General features: G+C 56.0%; 12 protein-coding genes and 4 tRNA genes. 4 read left to right on the top strand and 12 right to left on the bottom strand.

Going from position 1 to position 15,200, the window contains the following annotated elements:
- Positions 1-17: 17 nt before the first annotated feature.
- Positions 18-1,325: a sugar ABC transporter substrate-binding protein gene (locus ACSEXW_RS25450; RefSeq protein ID WP_438449002.1), complete on the bottom strand. Its 1,308-nt coding sequence runs from the start codon at positions 1,323-1,325 to the stop codon at positions 18-20.
- A 384-nt stretch (positions 1,326-1,709) separates the two neighbouring features.
- Here ACSEXW_RS25450 and ACSEXW_RS25445 point away from each other — a divergent pair, with 384 nt between their 5' ends.
- Positions 1,710-2,735 (top strand): LacI family DNA-binding transcriptional regulator, encoded by a 1,026-nt coding sequence (locus tag ACSEXW_RS25445; protein ID WP_438449001.1) that lies wholly within the window; start codon positions 1,710-1,712, stop codon positions 2,733-2,735.
- 68 nt (positions 2,736-2,803) lie between these two features.
- Here ACSEXW_RS25445 and ACSEXW_RS25440 read toward each other — a convergent pair whose 3' ends face one another.
- The 5 genes from ACSEXW_RS25440 to ACSEXW_RS25420 form a co-directional block, all read right to left on the bottom strand.
- Positions 2,804-4,516, bottom strand: coding sequence for a methyl-accepting chemotaxis protein (locus ACSEXW_RS25440; RefSeq protein WP_438449000.1), 1,713 nt, complete (start codon positions 4,514-4,516; stop codon positions 2,804-2,806).
- A 393-nt stretch (positions 4,517-4,909) separates the two neighbouring features.
- Positions 4,910-7,228 carry a glycoside hydrolase family 65 protein gene (locus ACSEXW_RS25435; RefSeq protein WP_438448999.1) on the bottom strand — a complete coding sequence of 773 codons (2,319 nt, stop codon included), beginning with the start codon at positions 7,226-7,228 and terminating at the stop codon, positions 4,910-4,912.
- Positions 7,229-7,324: 96 nt separating this feature from the next.
- A complete protein-coding gene (gene pgmB, locus ACSEXW_RS25430; protein WP_438448998.1) occupies positions 7,325-8,026 on the bottom strand; it encodes a beta-phosphoglucomutase in 702 nt (233 codons plus the stop codon).
- A 364-nt stretch (positions 8,027-8,390) separates the two neighbouring features.
- Positions 8,391-8,464, bottom strand: a tRNA-Pro gene (locus tag ACSEXW_RS25425).
- 30 nt (positions 8,465-8,494) lie between these two features.
- Positions 8,495-8,578, bottom strand: a tRNA-Leu gene (locus ACSEXW_RS25420).
- 198 nt (positions 8,579-8,776) lie between these two features.
- On the opposite strand from ACSEXW_RS25420, the gene ACSEXW_RS25415 reads away from it, so the two are divergent.
- The gene (locus tag ACSEXW_RS25415; RefSeq protein ID WP_438448997.1) at positions 8,777-8,998 is read left to right on the top strand and encodes a hypothetical protein; all 222 of its coding nucleotides are present in this window, start codon (positions 8,777-8,779) and stop codon (positions 8,996-8,998) included.
- 6 nt (positions 8,999-9,004) lie between these two features.
- On the opposite strand, the gene ACSEXW_RS25410 is transcribed toward ACSEXW_RS25415, so the two are convergent.
- Together ACSEXW_RS25410 and ACSEXW_RS25405 are read right to left on the bottom strand one after the other, a co-directional pair.
- A complete protein-coding gene (locus ACSEXW_RS25410) occupies positions 9,005-10,720 on the bottom strand; it encodes an ATP-binding cassette domain-containing protein (protein ID WP_438448996.1) in 1,716 nt (571 codons plus the stop codon).
- Position 10,721: 1 nt separating this feature from the next.
- The gene (locus ACSEXW_RS25405) at positions 10,722-11,501 is read right to left on the bottom strand and encodes an ATP-binding cassette domain-containing protein (protein ID WP_438449048.1); all 780 of its coding nucleotides are present in this window, start codon (positions 11,499-11,501) and stop codon (positions 10,722-10,724) included.
- Between the two features lie 141 nt (positions 11,502-11,642).
- Here ACSEXW_RS25405 and ACSEXW_RS25400 point away from each other — a divergent pair, with 141 nt between their 5' ends.
- Both ACSEXW_RS25400 and ACSEXW_RS25395 read left to right on the top strand, forming a co-directional pair.
- Positions 11,643-12,245, top strand: coding sequence for a biotin transporter BioY (locus ACSEXW_RS25400; RefSeq protein WP_438448995.1), 603 nt, complete (start codon positions 11,643-11,645; stop codon positions 12,243-12,245).
- A 63-nt stretch (positions 12,246-12,308) separates the two neighbouring features.
- Positions 12,309-12,725, top strand: a complete 417-nt coding sequence (locus ACSEXW_RS25395; protein ID WP_438448994.1) for a hypothetical protein — start codon at positions 12,309-12,311, stop codon at positions 12,723-12,725.
- Between the two features lie 48 nt (positions 12,726-12,773).
- On the opposite strand, the gene ACSEXW_RS25390 is transcribed toward ACSEXW_RS25395, so the two are convergent.
- The 4 genes from ACSEXW_RS25390 to ACSEXW_RS25375 all read right to left on the bottom strand — a co-directional run bounded on the left by ACSEXW_RS25390 (position 12,774) and on the right by ACSEXW_RS25375 (position 15,132).
- Positions 12,774-13,544 (bottom strand): SDR family NAD(P)-dependent oxidoreductase, encoded by a 771-nt coding sequence (locus tag ACSEXW_RS25390; RefSeq protein ID WP_438448993.1) that lies wholly within the window; start codon positions 13,542-13,544, stop codon positions 12,774-12,776.
- Between the two features lie 15 nt (positions 13,545-13,559).
- Positions 13,560-14,873 (bottom strand): MFS transporter, encoded by a 1,314-nt coding sequence (locus ACSEXW_RS25385; RefSeq protein WP_438449047.1) that lies wholly within the window; start codon positions 14,871-14,873, stop codon positions 13,560-13,562.
- A 94-nt stretch (positions 14,874-14,967) separates the two neighbouring features.
- A tRNA-Leu gene (locus ACSEXW_RS25380) sits at positions 14,968-15,051 on the bottom strand.
- A 5-nt stretch (positions 15,052-15,056) separates the two neighbouring features.
- Positions 15,057-15,132 (bottom strand) — tRNA-Val (locus tag ACSEXW_RS25375).
- Between the last annotated feature and the right edge of the window lie 68 nt (positions 15,133-15,200).

Raw genomic sequence — 15,200 nt, 5'->3', positions numbered from 1 at the left:
TTTCGCACGGTGTAGCCTTATTTTTTGCTGGCGGCAATGCCGTCCTTCATCTGCTTCACCATCGCATCCAAGGAGGTCTTCACGTCGGCCTTGTCGTTCCAGATGGCGCCCAATGCCGCTTCGACCGTATCCCAGTACAGCTTCATCTCGGCGATGGAGGGCATCGGCTCGGAGGTTTCGAACTGCTTCAGGAAGCCGGCCGCAATGGGATCGTTCTTGATCTTGTCGCTGGCCGCAACGGTTTTGTCCGCCGGAAGGTTGCCGAATTGTTCATAGTTCTTCATCTGCCATTCCGGAGAGGAGATGAAGTTGGCGAACAGCTTGGCGGCATTCGGGTACTTGGTGCTGGCGTTGACGAAGATGGCTTTAACGCCGGAGAACGGCTTCATGGGCTTGCCATTGGGCAGCTTCGGATATGGGGCGACGCCGAGATTTTTGACCACCTTCTGGTAGGAGCCTTTATCCCAGGGACCGCTGACGTTCATGGCCAGCTTGCCCTGCTCGAACAGGGACTTGCGGATGTCGCCGTTGATATCTCCTGTCTTAACCGGCAGAATATCCTTCAGGCCTTGGAAGAACTTGCCCGCGTCCACCGCTCCGGCGTTGTTCATGCCGATGTCATTGGCGTCCGTGCCATTCTTGCCGAAGACATAGGCGCCATAGCCGCTGAAGATGCCGTAGCTCCAGTAGCCGTTGCCCGCCTCCCACATATAGGCGTACTTGTTAGCGGCCGGATCGTTGAATTTCTTGGCAAAATCAATCACGCCCTGCCAGTTGTCCGGGACACTCGGGATCAGGTCCTTGTTGTAATACACAGCTGTGGTTTCCACGGATACCGGGTAACCGTACAGCATATTATTGATGGTGACGGCTGAGATGGCCGTATCGTAAGCACTCTTCTTGGTTTCGTCCTCGAAGAAATCATTCGGCAGGATCACCCCTGCGGAAGCCCCGCTGCCCGTTCGGTCGTGGACGGCCTTGAACACGTCGGCTCCCACGCCGGCCGGACCGTCGGTCAGCATCTGGTTCATGGCCTTGTCAGCCCCTACCTCCGCATACTCCACCTTCACACCATATTTGGCTTCGAAGGCTTTGCCCACCTCCAGAATGAAATCCTTCTGATCACCGGAATCCCATACGAGGAGCTTCGCTCCTTTTTCGGGCTGCAGGGTCTCCTCCTGCGGGGCAGCGGAAGCCGAGGATTGTGCCGCCGGAGACGCTGTCGCTCCCGACTCGCCGTTAGAGTCCTTGGTACTGCCGCAGGCCGTCAAGCCGGCCGCCAAGGTTCCCGCCATTAGAACCGATACCGCTTTCTTGTAATCCATGTTTCATGAACCACCCTTCAGGTTATGTAGGAAGCCGAATATCGCCGATAATAGCGCAAACGTTTGTGCAAAATCCGCTAAATAATCGGATCCTCTTCGAGAATCCGGCTTTATTCACGAATGGTAAGCGCTTTATGGGATAAATTCATGATACATGATGAGCTTATTTTGTTAAAACGTTTGCGCATTTCATTTTTGCTTGCCTTTCGCCCATTCTTTGGCAATTGCTCCGCCTAGGTCCGTTTTTCACAGAATTGCATCTTTTTCCATTTCCACACCGCCCCGCAGCTCCCCTTATGCGTTTTTTCGATTTACTTTCGACACCGTTTTCGGTACCATAAGAGGAACGGAAATAACGTTTGCATCCCTTGGAGGCTCACAGCTATGGTCACGATCAAAGACGTCGCCAAACGGGCGGGCGTCTCCCCTTCCACCGTGTCCCGGGTCATCTCCGGCAGCACGAGAATCAGCCCGGCCACTACGTCCCGAATCAAGCTCATCATGGAGGAGCTCGGGTACCATCCCAACATGATGGCCAAGAGTCTTGTGTCCAAGACGACTCGGACCCTCGGCATCATCCTTCCCCGTCCGGCGGAGGAGATGTTCCTGAATCTGTTCTTCTCGGAATTCATCCGGGGCATCGTGTCCCATGCCTCACGCGCAGGCTACGACCTTCTCATGACCTCGGGCGCTACCGAGCGAGAGGAAGTGGAAGCCATCACCCGGATGGTGAAGGGGCGGCGCGTCGATGGAATCCTCCTGCTGTCCTCCCGGCGGAACGATCCGGTGATCCGCTTCCTTCACGACGACAGATTCCCTTTCGTCCTTATCGGACGTTCGCCGGAATTCGACGACATTCTGTCGGTGGACACGAATAATGTACAGGCCGCCTACGATGCAACCAAGCATCTGATTGCCCAGGGGCATGAACGGATCGGGTTCGTAAGCGGCCCTCCCCATCTGGTCATCTCCCAGGACCGGATGGAAGGCTATCAGCAGGCGTTGAAGGAAGCCGGCCTTCCGATGAAGCATCAATGGACGGTGGAAGGCGAGTTTCTGCAGGAGAGCGGCTACCGGGCCATGTCCATGATCATGAGCCTCCCGGAGCCTCCTACGGCTCTGGTGGTCATCGATGACGTCGTCGCTATAGGCGTCTTGCGGGGGCTGACCGAAATCGGCTTCAAGGTGCCGGAGGATATCAGCCTGGTCAGCTTCAATAACATTGCCATGACCCAGCTTACCAGCCCTCCCTTGACCACCATCGACATCGGCATCTATCAGCTGGGCTATACGGCGTCCCAGACACTGATTGCCTCCATCCAAGATGAAGAGGGCTCCGCCCGCAACCGGATTCTAATCCCGCATCGTCTGGTGGTGAGGGAATCCGCAGGACGGATCCTGAAGTCCTAGAGCCCGTATAACACAGCAACCCTCCCCCATTTCCGCTGCCGGAACTGGAGGAGGGTTGCTTGCGCATGCTAGGCTTTGAATTGTTCGACCAGACTCTGCATATCCGATGCCATCGAGGCCAGCTGGTTGGTGGAGGAAGCCATCTCCTCCATGGTGGCCAGCTGCTCTTGCGTAGCTGCTGACATGTGCTGCATCTCAGCTGCGGACTTCGTTGTAATGCCGTAGATCCTATTCATGGCGGTCCCGATCACCACGGTTTGGTCCGCCATCATCCCCGCGCCCGAGGACATCTCTTGGATCTTGGATGCCAGTTCCACTACCGACTTATCGATCTGTCCGAAGAACCGGTCCGTCTCTTCCACAATGCCGATCCCTTCTTGGACCTGCTCCGAGGTCGAGCCCATGGAGATTACCGCCTCCCGTGTCTGAACCCGGATGTCCGTCACCAGTCCCTGAACCTGCTGGGATGCCCGTATGGACTGCTCCGCCAGCTTCCGGACCTCCGAGGCCACCACAGCAAAGCCCAGACCATGCTCTCCCGCACGCGCCGCTTCAATCGATGCGTTCAGCGCCAGCAGATTGGTCTGACTGGCAAGCTCCTTCATGACGGCTGCAATCCCGTTAATCCGGCCGGACCGTTCCTCCAAGATATGGATCGCCTTCGCCAGCTCACGGACAGCATGATCGATCTCTGTCATGCGGCTGGATACTACGCGTACCTTGCGGCTGCCCTCTTGTGCCACGTCGGCCGTTTGCACAGCCTGCTGGGCCACCACCTGAGAGCTCTTGGCCACCGTCGCAGCCAGCTCCGCGACCTGCTGCGCCGCATCCAGTCCCTCCTGCACCCTTGTCTCCTGCTCCTGCGCCCCGGAGGCTACCTCCTGCGCCGAGAAGGAGATCAGCTCGCTGGCTCGTCCGGTCTGCTCTGCACTGGCCTTCAGCTGCACCGAGGAGGCTGCAACCTGACCGGACGCATCCAATACTTGGCGGATAATCCGCCCCGTATCCTCCAGCATCCGGTTGAACGACACGGAAAGCTCTCCAAGCTCGTCCCGGGATTCGTAGCTGCTGCGGACCGTCATGTCCCCCGCTGCCGCTTGGGCCGTCAGCCTGCGAAGCTCGCGGATCGGCCGCGTGATGGATTGAGCAATGAACATGCCGACGACCGAATTCAAGGCCAGAGCCAGTATGAACACCGTGACCGATACGGCCACGGCCACCCGGTACGCCTTCAGGCGCTCGGCATAGATCTGATCCGCCACCTCGGCGTTATGATCCGCCATCTGCTCCAAGATGGTATTCAGTCCATCCAGCAGACCGGTAGCGAAGGTCGTATATTTGCTGAAGGCGGCTCCGGTGTCTCCTTCCTTCAACATGCCAACCACAACACTGCTTTGCTCCCGGTACAACACGGTCGCTTTCTTCAGCTTCTCCAATCTCTGCGCTTCCTCTGCGTCCAAATCGCTTCCTTCCAGCTCCTTCAGGAGAAGGTCGTAGCTTGCGTTCTCCTCTGCGATCTCCTTCTCCAGGAGCGAACGCTCGGCAGGCTCCTTCAGCATCATCATCCGGAAGGTATCCGCCTCCGCCGCCCGCAGGTGCGCTCGAGCCGCATTGGTCCACTTCACAGGCAGCATCCGGTTGTAGTACATGTCCTCCAGACCGGCTTTCATCTGCTGAAGATAGACGAAGCCGCTGATGCCCACCGCCGCCATGAATACCAGAGAAACGGCAGAAAGGAGGATCAGTTTTTGCGAAACCTTTAATTGCTTTAAGAATTGCACAACCTTTCCCTTCCACTGGCTCAAAACCATCGTTGTTTCCCTCCTGTTGTCGTGAATCACTCTCGGTTTTGCCGTCGAAAAAAAACAAAAAGAACCCCAGCCGTCACCGGTGCGGTTCCAAGAACGCTTCCTTCGTACGGCAGCCCCGCTGCCTTAGATCGTCTCTGTAGACCCGTGGCATGACTTCCTCATCTTGATGTAAGAGTCTGATATCTTCGTCAGTTCCCCATTATCAGGGCACCTTGTTCATTCAAGTGTAATCGTACAAAAATATCCAGAAAAGTGCAAAGGGAATAAAACAAGAAATACCAAGAAAAAAATCGGTTTATGCACACGGCAGAACTGTTATAGTACAAAAGGCTACCCCGTTAGGGATAGCCTTGTTATTTCCGATTAGACCGGAGCTCCAGCCAAGGTTTCCGTCAAGGCCCCATGGCCCGCAACCTTCCGGTCTCGGCCTTGAATACGCACGGACACCTCTTGAGCCGTTTCGTTCGTAACCGTTACACGGCCGTTCCCAACCTCAACCTTCAAGCAGGCGCCGCGGAACATCGTTTTGAAGGAGAACGCGCTCCAATGTCCCGGAAGGAACGGATTCAGCACCAGGACGCCGTCCTGCACGCGGAGTCCTCCGAAGCCCTGAACCACGGACATCCAGGTCCCCGCCATGCTGGTGATATGGCAGCCGTCCTCCGTATCGTTATTGTAATTGTCCAGATCGAGACGTGCAGTCCGCAGGTACATCTCATAGGCTTTCTCCTGGTAGCCCAGTTCACAGGCCAGAATGGAGTGGACGCAGGGCGATAGAGAGGACTCGTGAACCGTCATCGGTTCATAGAAGTCAAAGTTGCGCTTCTTCGTATCCCGATCATACAGGTGGCCGAGGAAGTACAAGCCCTGCAGCACATCCGCCTGCTTGATGTAGCAGGAGCGAAGGATCCGATCCCAGGACCATTTTTGGTTCAGCGGCAGATGCTTGGGGTCCAGCTCCGATACGGGAATCAGCTCCTTGTCGAGGAAGCCGTCCTGCTGCAGGAAGATGCCGCGGGAATCATCCGCCGGATAATACATCTTGGCGATGATCTCCCTCCATTTCGCCGTCTCCTCGTCACGGAGCCCCAGCTTGGTCTTGAGATCCTGGAGACGCGCCGGATCCAGTGCCTCCAGCTCCTTCATCACCTGCAGGGTGTACTCCATGGTCCAGACAGCGATCCGGTTCGTGTACCAGTTGTTGTTGACGTTGTTCTCGTACTCGTTGGGACCGGTGACGCCCAGCATCACATATTTGTCTTTGCCTGGCGTATAATGCACTCGCTCCTCCCAGAACCGGGAGATCTCCACCAGCACCTCGAAGCCGTACTCGCCCCAATATGCTTTATCACCTGTATAATTAACATAGTTAAAGATCCCATAAGCGATGGCGCCGTTCCGGTGAATCTCCTCGAAGGTGATCTCCCACTCATTATGGCACTCTTCGCCGTTCATGGTCACCATCGGATAGAGCGCACCCTTGGCGAAACCCAGCTTCCTTGCGTTTTCCTTCGCCTTCTCCAGGTGCTTGTAGCGGTACACAAGCAGATTTCTTGGAATTCGCTCCTCAGCCGTGCTCAAGTAGAACGGCAGGCAATAGGCTTCGGTATCCCAATAGGTGCTGCCGCCGTATTTTTCCCCTGTGAAGCCCTTCGGCCCGATATTCAGACGCTCGTCCTCTCCCGTGTAGGTCTGGTTCAGCTGGAAAATGTTGAAGCGGATCGCCTGCTGCGCCGCGACATCGCCCTCGATCACGATGTCGGATTCCTTCCACTTCCCGGCCCATACGGCCGCCTGCTCCTGCAGCAAGAGCGAGAAGCCTTTGGCAGCCGCCTCCTCCACTCGCTTCCGGCCGGTCTCGAACAGCTCCGCCACACCGTAATCCCGGGAAGTGACATTGGAGACGTACTTCCGGATGACGATCTCCTGCCCTCTGGACGCCGGGACCAGGAGCACCTGTGCGACCTTCTTCTCGGCGGTGAGCAGATCAGCCGTGCCTTGAACCGGCCGGCCGCCGGCCGTAACCACACACTTCATGGAGGAGGTCACGTAGAAATCCAGCTTCTTCGTCTTCACCGTTAGGGATGCGAATCCGTCCTCGTTGGCCTCCGATACGGCATCCCAGAATTTCTCGTCATAGTTGGAATCCTTGTTCTTCACGTCCGCATCCAGATAGAGGGTCAGCTTCAGCGTTCCGTCCACGTTGACCGGGGTAACGCGGTATTCGATGGCGCCGATTTCCTTCTCCGCCATGCTGACGAAACGGACGGCTTCCACGCGGAGCTCCCGGCCACCGTCCAACACCGCCGTAAACGTGCGCTTCAGATAGCCCTCCTTCATGTTCAGCGTCCGGACGAAATCACGCACCTGCGCTTGGGCAAGATCCAGCCTGACGCCGTCGAATTCCAGATCCAGCCCGATCCAGTTCGTGGAATTCAGCACCTTGGCGAAATACTCGGGATAGCCGTTTTTCCACCATCCCACACGGGTTTTGTCGGGGTAATATACACCGGCCATGTAACTGCCCTGCAGAGACCTTCCGCTATAATGCTCCTCGAAATTCGCACGCTGGCCCATATGGCCGTTGCCGATGCTGAAGATGCTCTCCGAGATCTCATGATTCTCCGGATCGAAGCCCTCTTCGATAATATTCCATTCGTCCAGCTTCAGATATTGTTTCATCCTAGATCCACTCTCCTTCTTCGATCCGCCACCCTATAGGATGCCGCATTTTGGGAAAAATATCGTTCGTTTCAAACCAAAACCCTTCCCCATATTTCAATCGACAGATTGAGCAAACGTTTGCGCTAAAGGGCCAAAAAGAAAAGCCCAACGTTCGGCTTTCATGGGATCTATGATGTCTTGGAACGATTCCATTACCATATCCGCCTCCCGGAGCGTCTCCGCCCGGCCTACACCGACCACAGCCATCCCTGCGCGTTTGGCCGCTTCCACTCCCGCCTCCGCGTCCTCGAACACCACACATTCCCCTGGACTCACACCAAGTTCCTGGGCACCCAAGAGGAACACTTCGGGGTCGGGCTTAGCAGCCGCCGTGCGGGTTCCGTCAATGATCGCGTCAAAATACGGCGTCATGCCCGTATTATTCAGGATCAGCATGGCATTCTTACTGGCCGAGCCCAAGGCGATCCGGATGCCGGATTGGCGCAGCGCTTTCAGGAACGGTTCCACGCCGGGCAGAACCTCCGACCTGTCCATCTTGGTAATGTACTCCACATACCATACATTTTTCTTCTCCGCGAGACGCACCTTTTCCGCCTCGTCCAGCTTCAATTGCCCGATCTCCAGCAGGATCTCCAAGGAGCGGGTTCGGCTGACGCCCTTAAGCCTTTCGTTGTCCCGGACAGTAAAATCGAAGCCCAGCTCTTGCGCAAGCCGCCTCCAGGCGAGATAATGATATTTGGCAGTATCTACGATCACGCCGTCCAAGTCGAATAAGCATGCTTTTATTGTACCCATGGATTCCCTCCCCCGATTGATATCCTCATTATAAAGCCTTTTCACCAATTGCGAAACCGTTTGTACAAAAATTTCGAGACATTTTTCTTTCTTTGCGCAAACGTTTGTACAAATGATGACGAAGATACCTGCTTATGTTCTTCGGACCCCTATTCATCTTGCAGAAGAGAGCAGACAGGAATCCTGCAAAGCGATTGCACCCAGCAGGAATGAAGACAAGAAGTTAACCGTAATAATAATTATAAAGTGATTGAAGCCCTTCAATCTTCGTCAGCCAGCACCGAAGCCGCTCCCTCTGCATGAAAAAAAACGCAAGCAGCGTATACAGCCGCCGCATGCGTTTTCTTTCTCTCTTCCTTATCTATCGAGACGACAGGATTCGAACCTGCGACCTCTTGCTCCCGAAGCAAGCGCTCTACCAAGCTGAGCCACGTCTCGACATGTCCTCCCGCAGGAGGAGATACGTAGTGCGGTCGAGAGGACTCGAACCTCCACGGCTGTTACACCACTAGAACCTGAATCTAGCGCGTCTGCCAATTCCGCCACGACCGCATATGTTCGACACGGGTTATCCCGGCCGGAATTACAATATACCACACCTTTGCATTTTCGTGCAACCTCTTTTTTCTTCCAAATGGTTAAACATCTGTTAGGAAAAATAATGCCCTTTTGATATCCCTCTGAAAGGATTCTAACTTTTTTCCGATATGATAGTTTCATAGATAAGAGAGTGTTAGGAGGGAATAACTAATGAAACCGACCGTCATCAAATTTAAGGACCGTACCATTCCGGTTACGTTCTTCAATAAAGAAGCCGCTTCCGTCGATGCCTTGAAGAAGCTGTTCGTATCCATGGAGCTGAATTTCGAATTCAGACGCAAGCTCCGCAAGATCTCCTCCATCGAGATGGTAGGAGAAGTCGCTGTTTTCAAGTACTTCGACGGAACCAAGCTCTATATGGAAGTCTGCTGAAGACTCTTAGAACCGGCCAGCCAGAACCAAGATCCCAACCATAACGATTCCGATTCCGAATGCCGTTCCGTCCTGCCTTGTAAAATGCAGCGGAACGGCATTCGTGCGTTCCTGTCCGGAGCCCGTATGGCCGCGGGCTTCCATGGCCAAGGCTACGTCCTCTGCATGCTGCATGGCTGCCAGCAGCAGCGGGGTGAAGAATGCCGGGAGCTGGCTTAGGCGGATCTTACCCGGAGTAACTGCGCGCTTCCCGCGGGAAGCGGCCAGCATGGCGAAGCGCTCCAACTCGGTTGGAACCCATCTCATGAATCGGAACATCAGCGATGTGCTCCATGCCAGGACCTGCCCTACCCGCCTCAAGCGCGGAAAGGCCTGCAGCGGCTTCTCCAGCCCCTTCTGCATCGTGATGGGATCCGTCGTCTTTCCGAATAGGATTCCCGCCGCCATTACGGGAAGGAACGAGGCGAGCCGCTCGATTGCCTGCTCCCCTTGGCTCCATACGAAATGCACCCCTGTTACGGATACAGGATGAATAGATAAGGAAAGCTCCAATCCTGCGATGCCGAACGAAAGCAGCATGAACAGAAGCATGGGAGTCAGCGGTTTGAGCCAATAGTCGGGCTTGATCCCGGCATACACGCCTAACCCGATCACCATGAGCATGGATGCTGAAGTAACGGTCCATACGGGTTGAAGCAGTACAACAGCGCTGAACATCAGATAGATCAGCCACTTGGTCCGGGGATCCAGCCGGTTCAAGTTGGAATGCCGTGATGAGGCACTCAGCGGTTCCTGCTTCCAAGGCAAGCCGTTGGGAGAATTCTGCCTCCGAACGTGCTGTTTGGCATTCGGTTCTTCCGGTTCCGTCATCAACGGCTCCGTTCGGGCTTGAAGCCGTTCCATCCACCGGTCTGCTAAGGCGGACACGCTGAACCCGTTCTCTCCACTTGCTGATCCGGTCCAGGCCGCCAGCTTGATACTGTCCGTCATCCCGATACCGGCATCCTCCCAGAGATCGGGCAGCCGTTCCAGCTCCGAAGCCGTCCAGCTTCCGAATACCGTTCCTTCCAACAGCATGACCACCCGGTCCGCAACAGGAAGGAACACGTCCAGATCATGGGTGGCGATAACGACGCCTCCTTCCCCGCCTTTGCTCCGTTTCCATTCGATCAGCCGGTCTGCCAGCCATGCTCCCATTGCGGGGTCCAACCCCGATGACGGCTCGTCCAAGAGCAGCCACTCCGGCTCGGTCACCCAGACGGAGGCCAACGCCGCCTTCCTCTTCTCCCCTCCGGAGAGGAAAAAGGGAGTACGGTCTAGCAGCTCGTCAGACAATCCGCAGTGCTGAAGAGCCGTTCGAATTCGGTGCTCTTGTTCCGCCGCGGATAGCTTGAAGGGCTTCAAGGAATATTCGAGCTCCTCCCGGACGCTGGGCAGGAAGAACTGGTGCTCCGGAACCTGGTGCACATAGCCGATCTTACGAATCAGAGCCGGATTCGGCTTCTTCCCCCCCCATAACGGCTCATCGCCGATTCGGACCTCCCCGCCCATATCCGGCTTCCGGAGTCCCGCCATCACCTGGAGAAGCGTCGATTTGCCTGCGCCCGCACGGCCGGCGATCAGTGTGATCTCCCCCGGCCGGATATGCAGGTCCAGCCCGTGAAGAATAGACGAGCCGCCGGAGGAACGGTACGATACCTTTTCCAGCACAATCCCTTTCATGTTACATCACCGCCCTCTCCCATTCCTCCGGAGTCATGGGGTCCCCTTGGATTCGAATCCCGCGCTTCTGCAGCTCCTTGGCCAACCGCACCGTATACGGCGGCAGCATTCCCATTCTCTCGCAAGCGGCCGGATCTCCGCCCGTTCCTTCATAGTAGAATCCGGAAGGCGTTCCGTCATAACCGATCCGTCCCTGGTCCAGTGCGATAATCCGGTCACAGTGAACCGTTTCCTCCAGCAGCTGGGTGATCATAACGACCGCCGTTCCCTCCTGCTTCAGATCGTGGAGGACGCTCATGATCCGCGCTCTTGAGGCGGGATCCAGCATGGAGGTAATCTCGTCGGCGATCAGGACCGCGGGCTTCATCGCTATCGCCCCGGCCAAGGCCAGAAGCTGCTTCTGGCCGCCGGAGAGCTGGCGGACCGGCTTATCCTCCAGCCCGTTCAACCCCGACAGACTAAGGGCATACTCCGCATCGGAACGGCACTGTTCGGGAGAACAGCCCCTGTTTTCCAGACCGAACCGCACATCCTCCAGGACAGTCTCTCCGATCAGCTGGGCTTCCGGATTTTGCATCACCCAGCGGACTTGCTTCGTTTCTCCCATGGGAGCTCGGAGGATGGTACCAGTATAACGCCCTTCCAAGCCGGCGAGAAGCTTGCCCAGCACGCTCTTCCCGGATCCGTTGCGTCCGGCGACCGCGAGCCATTCCCCCGATTGAACCTCCATTGATAAGCCTTCTAATAGAGGCTTCTCCCGATCCGGCAGATATACATCCACTTGCTCCAACGCTATCCATACCTCGTTCAAAAAAATGTCACCACCATCTGGTCAACCCGATTCATCCATGCTACAATGGCAAATATTGATTGTTAACCACGGCCTTGTAATTTAGGTTAACAAATAAAAGGAGGAAAGACAATGGCTTTTCGATTGAACTCCCGTGCTCTCGTATTTACCGCATGCTTCAGCGCTCTGTTCATCTGGTCCAGCTATCTGAACGTTACGTTGGGCTTCTCTCCGGTACCGATCTCGCTCGAGAACTTCGTCGTGATGCTGGCGGGCGCCATACTAGGTCCTCTCTATGGCTTCCTGAGCATCGCCCTGGTCCTCCTCTTGACCGCGCTCGGACTACCGATCATCCATGGCAGCGGCGGGCTCTCGCTTCTGCTCGGAGCTACCGGCGGTTATCTATGGATGGACCCCTTGGCCGCCCTTGGAATCGGTTGGGTTGCCTCCAGGCTCAAAGGCCGCCGCGGCCTCTCCATGGTCGCGCTGTTCGCCGCTATGGAGGTCTTCGGTTCCCTCCTGTTGTATGTAGGCGGTGTGCCTTGGCTGGCAAACGTAGCCGGTTACTCTTTCGCCAAAGCCATGTCCGCCGGCTGTTACCCGTATCTGCCGGGTGATGCCGTGAAAGCTCTAATCGCCGCTCCGATCGCCATGACCGTTCGTCAGGTTTTCCCGATGAGCCGTATTCTAGGGTTGAATCGTTACGGGACCGCGAATTCCTCCAAGGCAGCCTAAGGCGAACCCTTGCCCATCCGCCCACATATGATGTAGCAAAACAGGTGCATCGAGGTGTCAGCCATGTGGGAAGATTGGGAGAAAATCATGAAGCAGGTGGCGAAGACCTCCCAACAATTCGTCCGGATGTTAGATGAATTCCGGGGTCCAGAGCCGTACGTTCGGGTCCATGATCTGGACCGGGAGGTCAAGGTCGTCATCACCCCAGCCGAAGGCCAAAAAGTGACCAAATGGGCGGTACGCGTTTGGGAGGATCGGTTGTTTATCCGAGGCCGTTATACAGTCGAATATTCGGTCAAGGACGATGTGGACGGCACACTCCGGCAAGAACGCCGTTCCGATGAATTCATCAAGGCCGTCCGGTTGCCCTCCCCCGTTGAGCCCCAGCCTCTCCTCTCCCGGAAGGAAGGAGAGACGGTCGTCGTCACCTTCGCGCGGCGGAAGGATGCGTTTACGGACGGTTGGGTGGAACTCAGATAAGCTTTCTCCGAACAGAACTCCCTGGCTGTCTGCCAGGGAGTTCTTCTGTTAGAAGCCGTATATGGTCATGCCGCCGTCTACGAACAAGGTTTGTCCCGTGACATAGTTGGCAGCCTCCGAGGACAAGAACACTACGGGGCCGACGAGATCCCGCAGATCGCCGATCCGTTTCAGCGGCGTTCGCGACAGCACTTCTTGGACGAAATGTTCGTCCTCCAGCAGCTTTTCCGTCAGCGGAGTCTTGAAGTACCAGGGTCCGATAGCATTGACCAGGATGTTGTGCTTGCCCCATTCGAGAGCCAGAATCTTGGTCATCTGGATCAGCGCCGCTTTGGTGGAGCCGTAGACCACTCCGGTACGCAGAGCCACGTGCCCAGCCACGGAAGACACGTTAATGATCCTTCCTCCTCCGGCTTCCTTCATGTGACGTCCGACGGTCTGAGACATCATAAATGCGGACTTCAGATTCGTCTGGATAATGGTCTCCCATTCTTCATCCGTCACCTCCAGCGCCGGCGTCCGGATATTCATCCCCGCGTTGTTCACCAGCACATCCACCCGGCCCGCTTGGGCAACTGCCGATGCCACCGCGGCCTCCACTTGCTCACGCGAGGTAACATCCGCCGGTAACAGGTATGCCTTACGGCCGAGCTTGCCGATTTCTTCGGCAACCTCCAACAGATGTTCTTTTGTACGGGAGACGATGGCAACATCTGCACCCGCTTGCGCCATGCCCAAAGCCAGAGCTCTTCCGATCCCCCGCCCAGCCCCGGTCACCAGCGCCGTTTTTCCTTCCAAACTGAATGATGGCAGCCACATCCGACAGTCACTCCTCTAAGATTGTTGTTGAGATCCCCCGGCCGCAGGCGAAACCTTTATGAACCAAGCGGACGCCAACGCCAGTATACTTACGATCAATCCATATAGGAACACATGTGTGATTCCATCATAGAAATGCGCCGCACTGTTCAGCAAAGCCCCCATGACTGTTACCCCTATGGCCGTTCCGATGTTGCGCGCAAACATCTGAAGCGAAGTGGAGATTCCCTTCCGATGGGCTCCTACGAGCTGCTGCGCGCCGATAATGGATACCGTAACGATGAGCCCGAAAGCGACCCCCTGCAGCAGCATGGCCAAGCTGACGTACCAGAGCCCACTGCCTTCCTGTAACCAAGCCAACAGGATTCCCGATACCGTGGATACCCCGTTGCCTAACAGAAGAAGCGGCCGGTAGCCCCTGGAGACGATCCATTTGCCCGCCTTGATGGAGACCGCCATCCACCCAAGAGACATTCCCACCAACGGGATGCCGCTCCAGAGAATGGAGTAACCTTCCTGCTGCAGATACAGCGGAATATAGCTGGAGGTCCCGAAGAGGGCTGCACAGGCCAGGAACGAATTCACGATCATCCAAGCGATAGGCGGATTTCTCAAGAGGTCCAAGGGGAGGATCGGTGCTTCGACTTTCCGCTCGAACTGGATAAATCCAGCCAACAGCAGCACTCCAGCTACACCGTACCACACCTGTCCGGATTCTACAACCGTCGTTAAGAGCAAGAGGCTGATTGCCGCGGAGAACAGAATCGCACCGGTCACGTCCACTTTCGCTTTTTTGGGCGCATAGACCTCTTTATACGCATGAAGCAAAACGAGGGAGATGAGACAGATCGGAACATTGATGTAGAAGATCCAGCGCCAGGTCATCTGCTCGACGAAGAATCCGCCTAGCAAGGGGGCCACGACGGAGCCGATCCCCCACATGGCCGAGAAGAAGGCCTGGATCTTCCCCCTTTGCTCGATGGCAAATAAATCCCCAGCAATAATCGCCGGGAACGGCATCATGAACCCGGCACCGAAGCCCTGGATGCCGCGAAAGATAACGAGTTGGATCATCGTACCGGACAAGCCGCACAACATCGAGCCCAAGGTAAAAAGAATGATGCCCGCACCGAATACCTTCTTCCGCCCGAACATATCCGACAGCCTTCCTGCGATCGGCGCGATCACAGTGGAGAAAATCATATAGGATGCGAAGGTCCAGGCATACCATTCCTGGCGCCCTAATTCTTTGGCAATTACGGGCATGGTCGTATTCATGATGGTCGTGTCCATCGAGGAGATCAGCATAGCCAGTATGATGCTGGCCATTACAGGAATCCGGTTGTTCTTCAAACCCTTCCCTCCTTTTATCGGATCAAAAAACAAAAACACCCAGCCGATGACTGGGTGTTGATGCTGCTAGTGCGGTCGAGAGGACTCGAACCTCCACGGCTGTTACACCACTAGAACCTGAATCTAGCGCGTCTGCCAATTCCGCCACGACCGCAAATATGGTGGGCGCTGACGGGATCGAACCGCCGACCCTCTGCTTGTAAGGCAGATGCTCTCCCGGCTGAGCTAAGCGCCCGGGAATGGAAATGACCCGTAGGGGATTCGAACCCCTGTTACCTCCGTGAAAGGGAGGTGTCTTAACCC

The sequence above is a fragment of the Oryzibacillus soli genome (assembly GCF_051594765.1).
In the GTDB taxonomy this organism is placed as follows: Bacteria; Bacillota; Bacilli; order Paenibacillales; family NBRC-103111; genus Paenibacillus_AR.
Note: the sequence above shows the minus strand (reverse complement) of the source record. Positions and strands in the feature narration are given on the sequence as shown.

Bases quoted from the DNA above. Each gene is read 5' to 3' on its own strand.
- ACSEXW_RS25450 (WP_438449002.1), bottom strand. From the start codon at position 1,325: ATGGATTACAAGAAAGCGGTATCGGTTCTAATGGCGGGAACCTTGGCG.
- ACSEXW_RS25445 (WP_438449001.1), top strand. From the start codon at position 1,710: ATGGTCACGATCAAAGACGTCGCCAAACGGGCGGGCGTCTCCCCTTCC.
- ACSEXW_RS25435 (WP_438448999.1), bottom strand. From the start codon at position 7,228: ATGAAACAATATCTGAAGCTGGACGAATGGAATATTATCGAAGAGGGC.
- pgmB (WP_438448998.1), bottom strand. From the start codon at position 8,026: ATGGGTACAATAAAAGCATGCTTATTCGACTTGGACGGCGTGATCGTA.
- ACSEXW_RS25415 (WP_438448997.1), top strand. From the start codon at position 8,777: ATGAAACCGACCGTCATCAAATTTAAGGACCGTACCATTCCGGTTACG.
- ACSEXW_RS25410 (WP_438448996.1), bottom strand. From the start codon at position 10,720: ATGAAAGGGATTGTGCTGGAAAAGGTATCGTACCGTTCCTCCGGCGGC.
- ACSEXW_RS25400 (WP_438448995.1), top strand. From the start codon at position 11,643: ATGGCTTTTCGATTGAACTCCCGTGCTCTCGTATTTACCGCATGCTTC.
- ACSEXW_RS25395 (WP_438448994.1), top strand. From the start codon at position 12,309: ATGTGGGAAGATTGGGAGAAAATCATGAAGCAGGTGGCGAAGACCTCC.
- ACSEXW_RS25390 (WP_438448993.1), bottom strand. From the start codon at position 13,544: ATGTGGCTGCCATCATTCAGTTTGGAAGGAAAAACGGCGCTGGTGACC.
- ACSEXW_RS25385 (WP_438449047.1), bottom strand. From the start codon at position 14,873: ATGGCCAGCATCATACTGGCTATGCTGATCTCCTCGATGGACACGACC.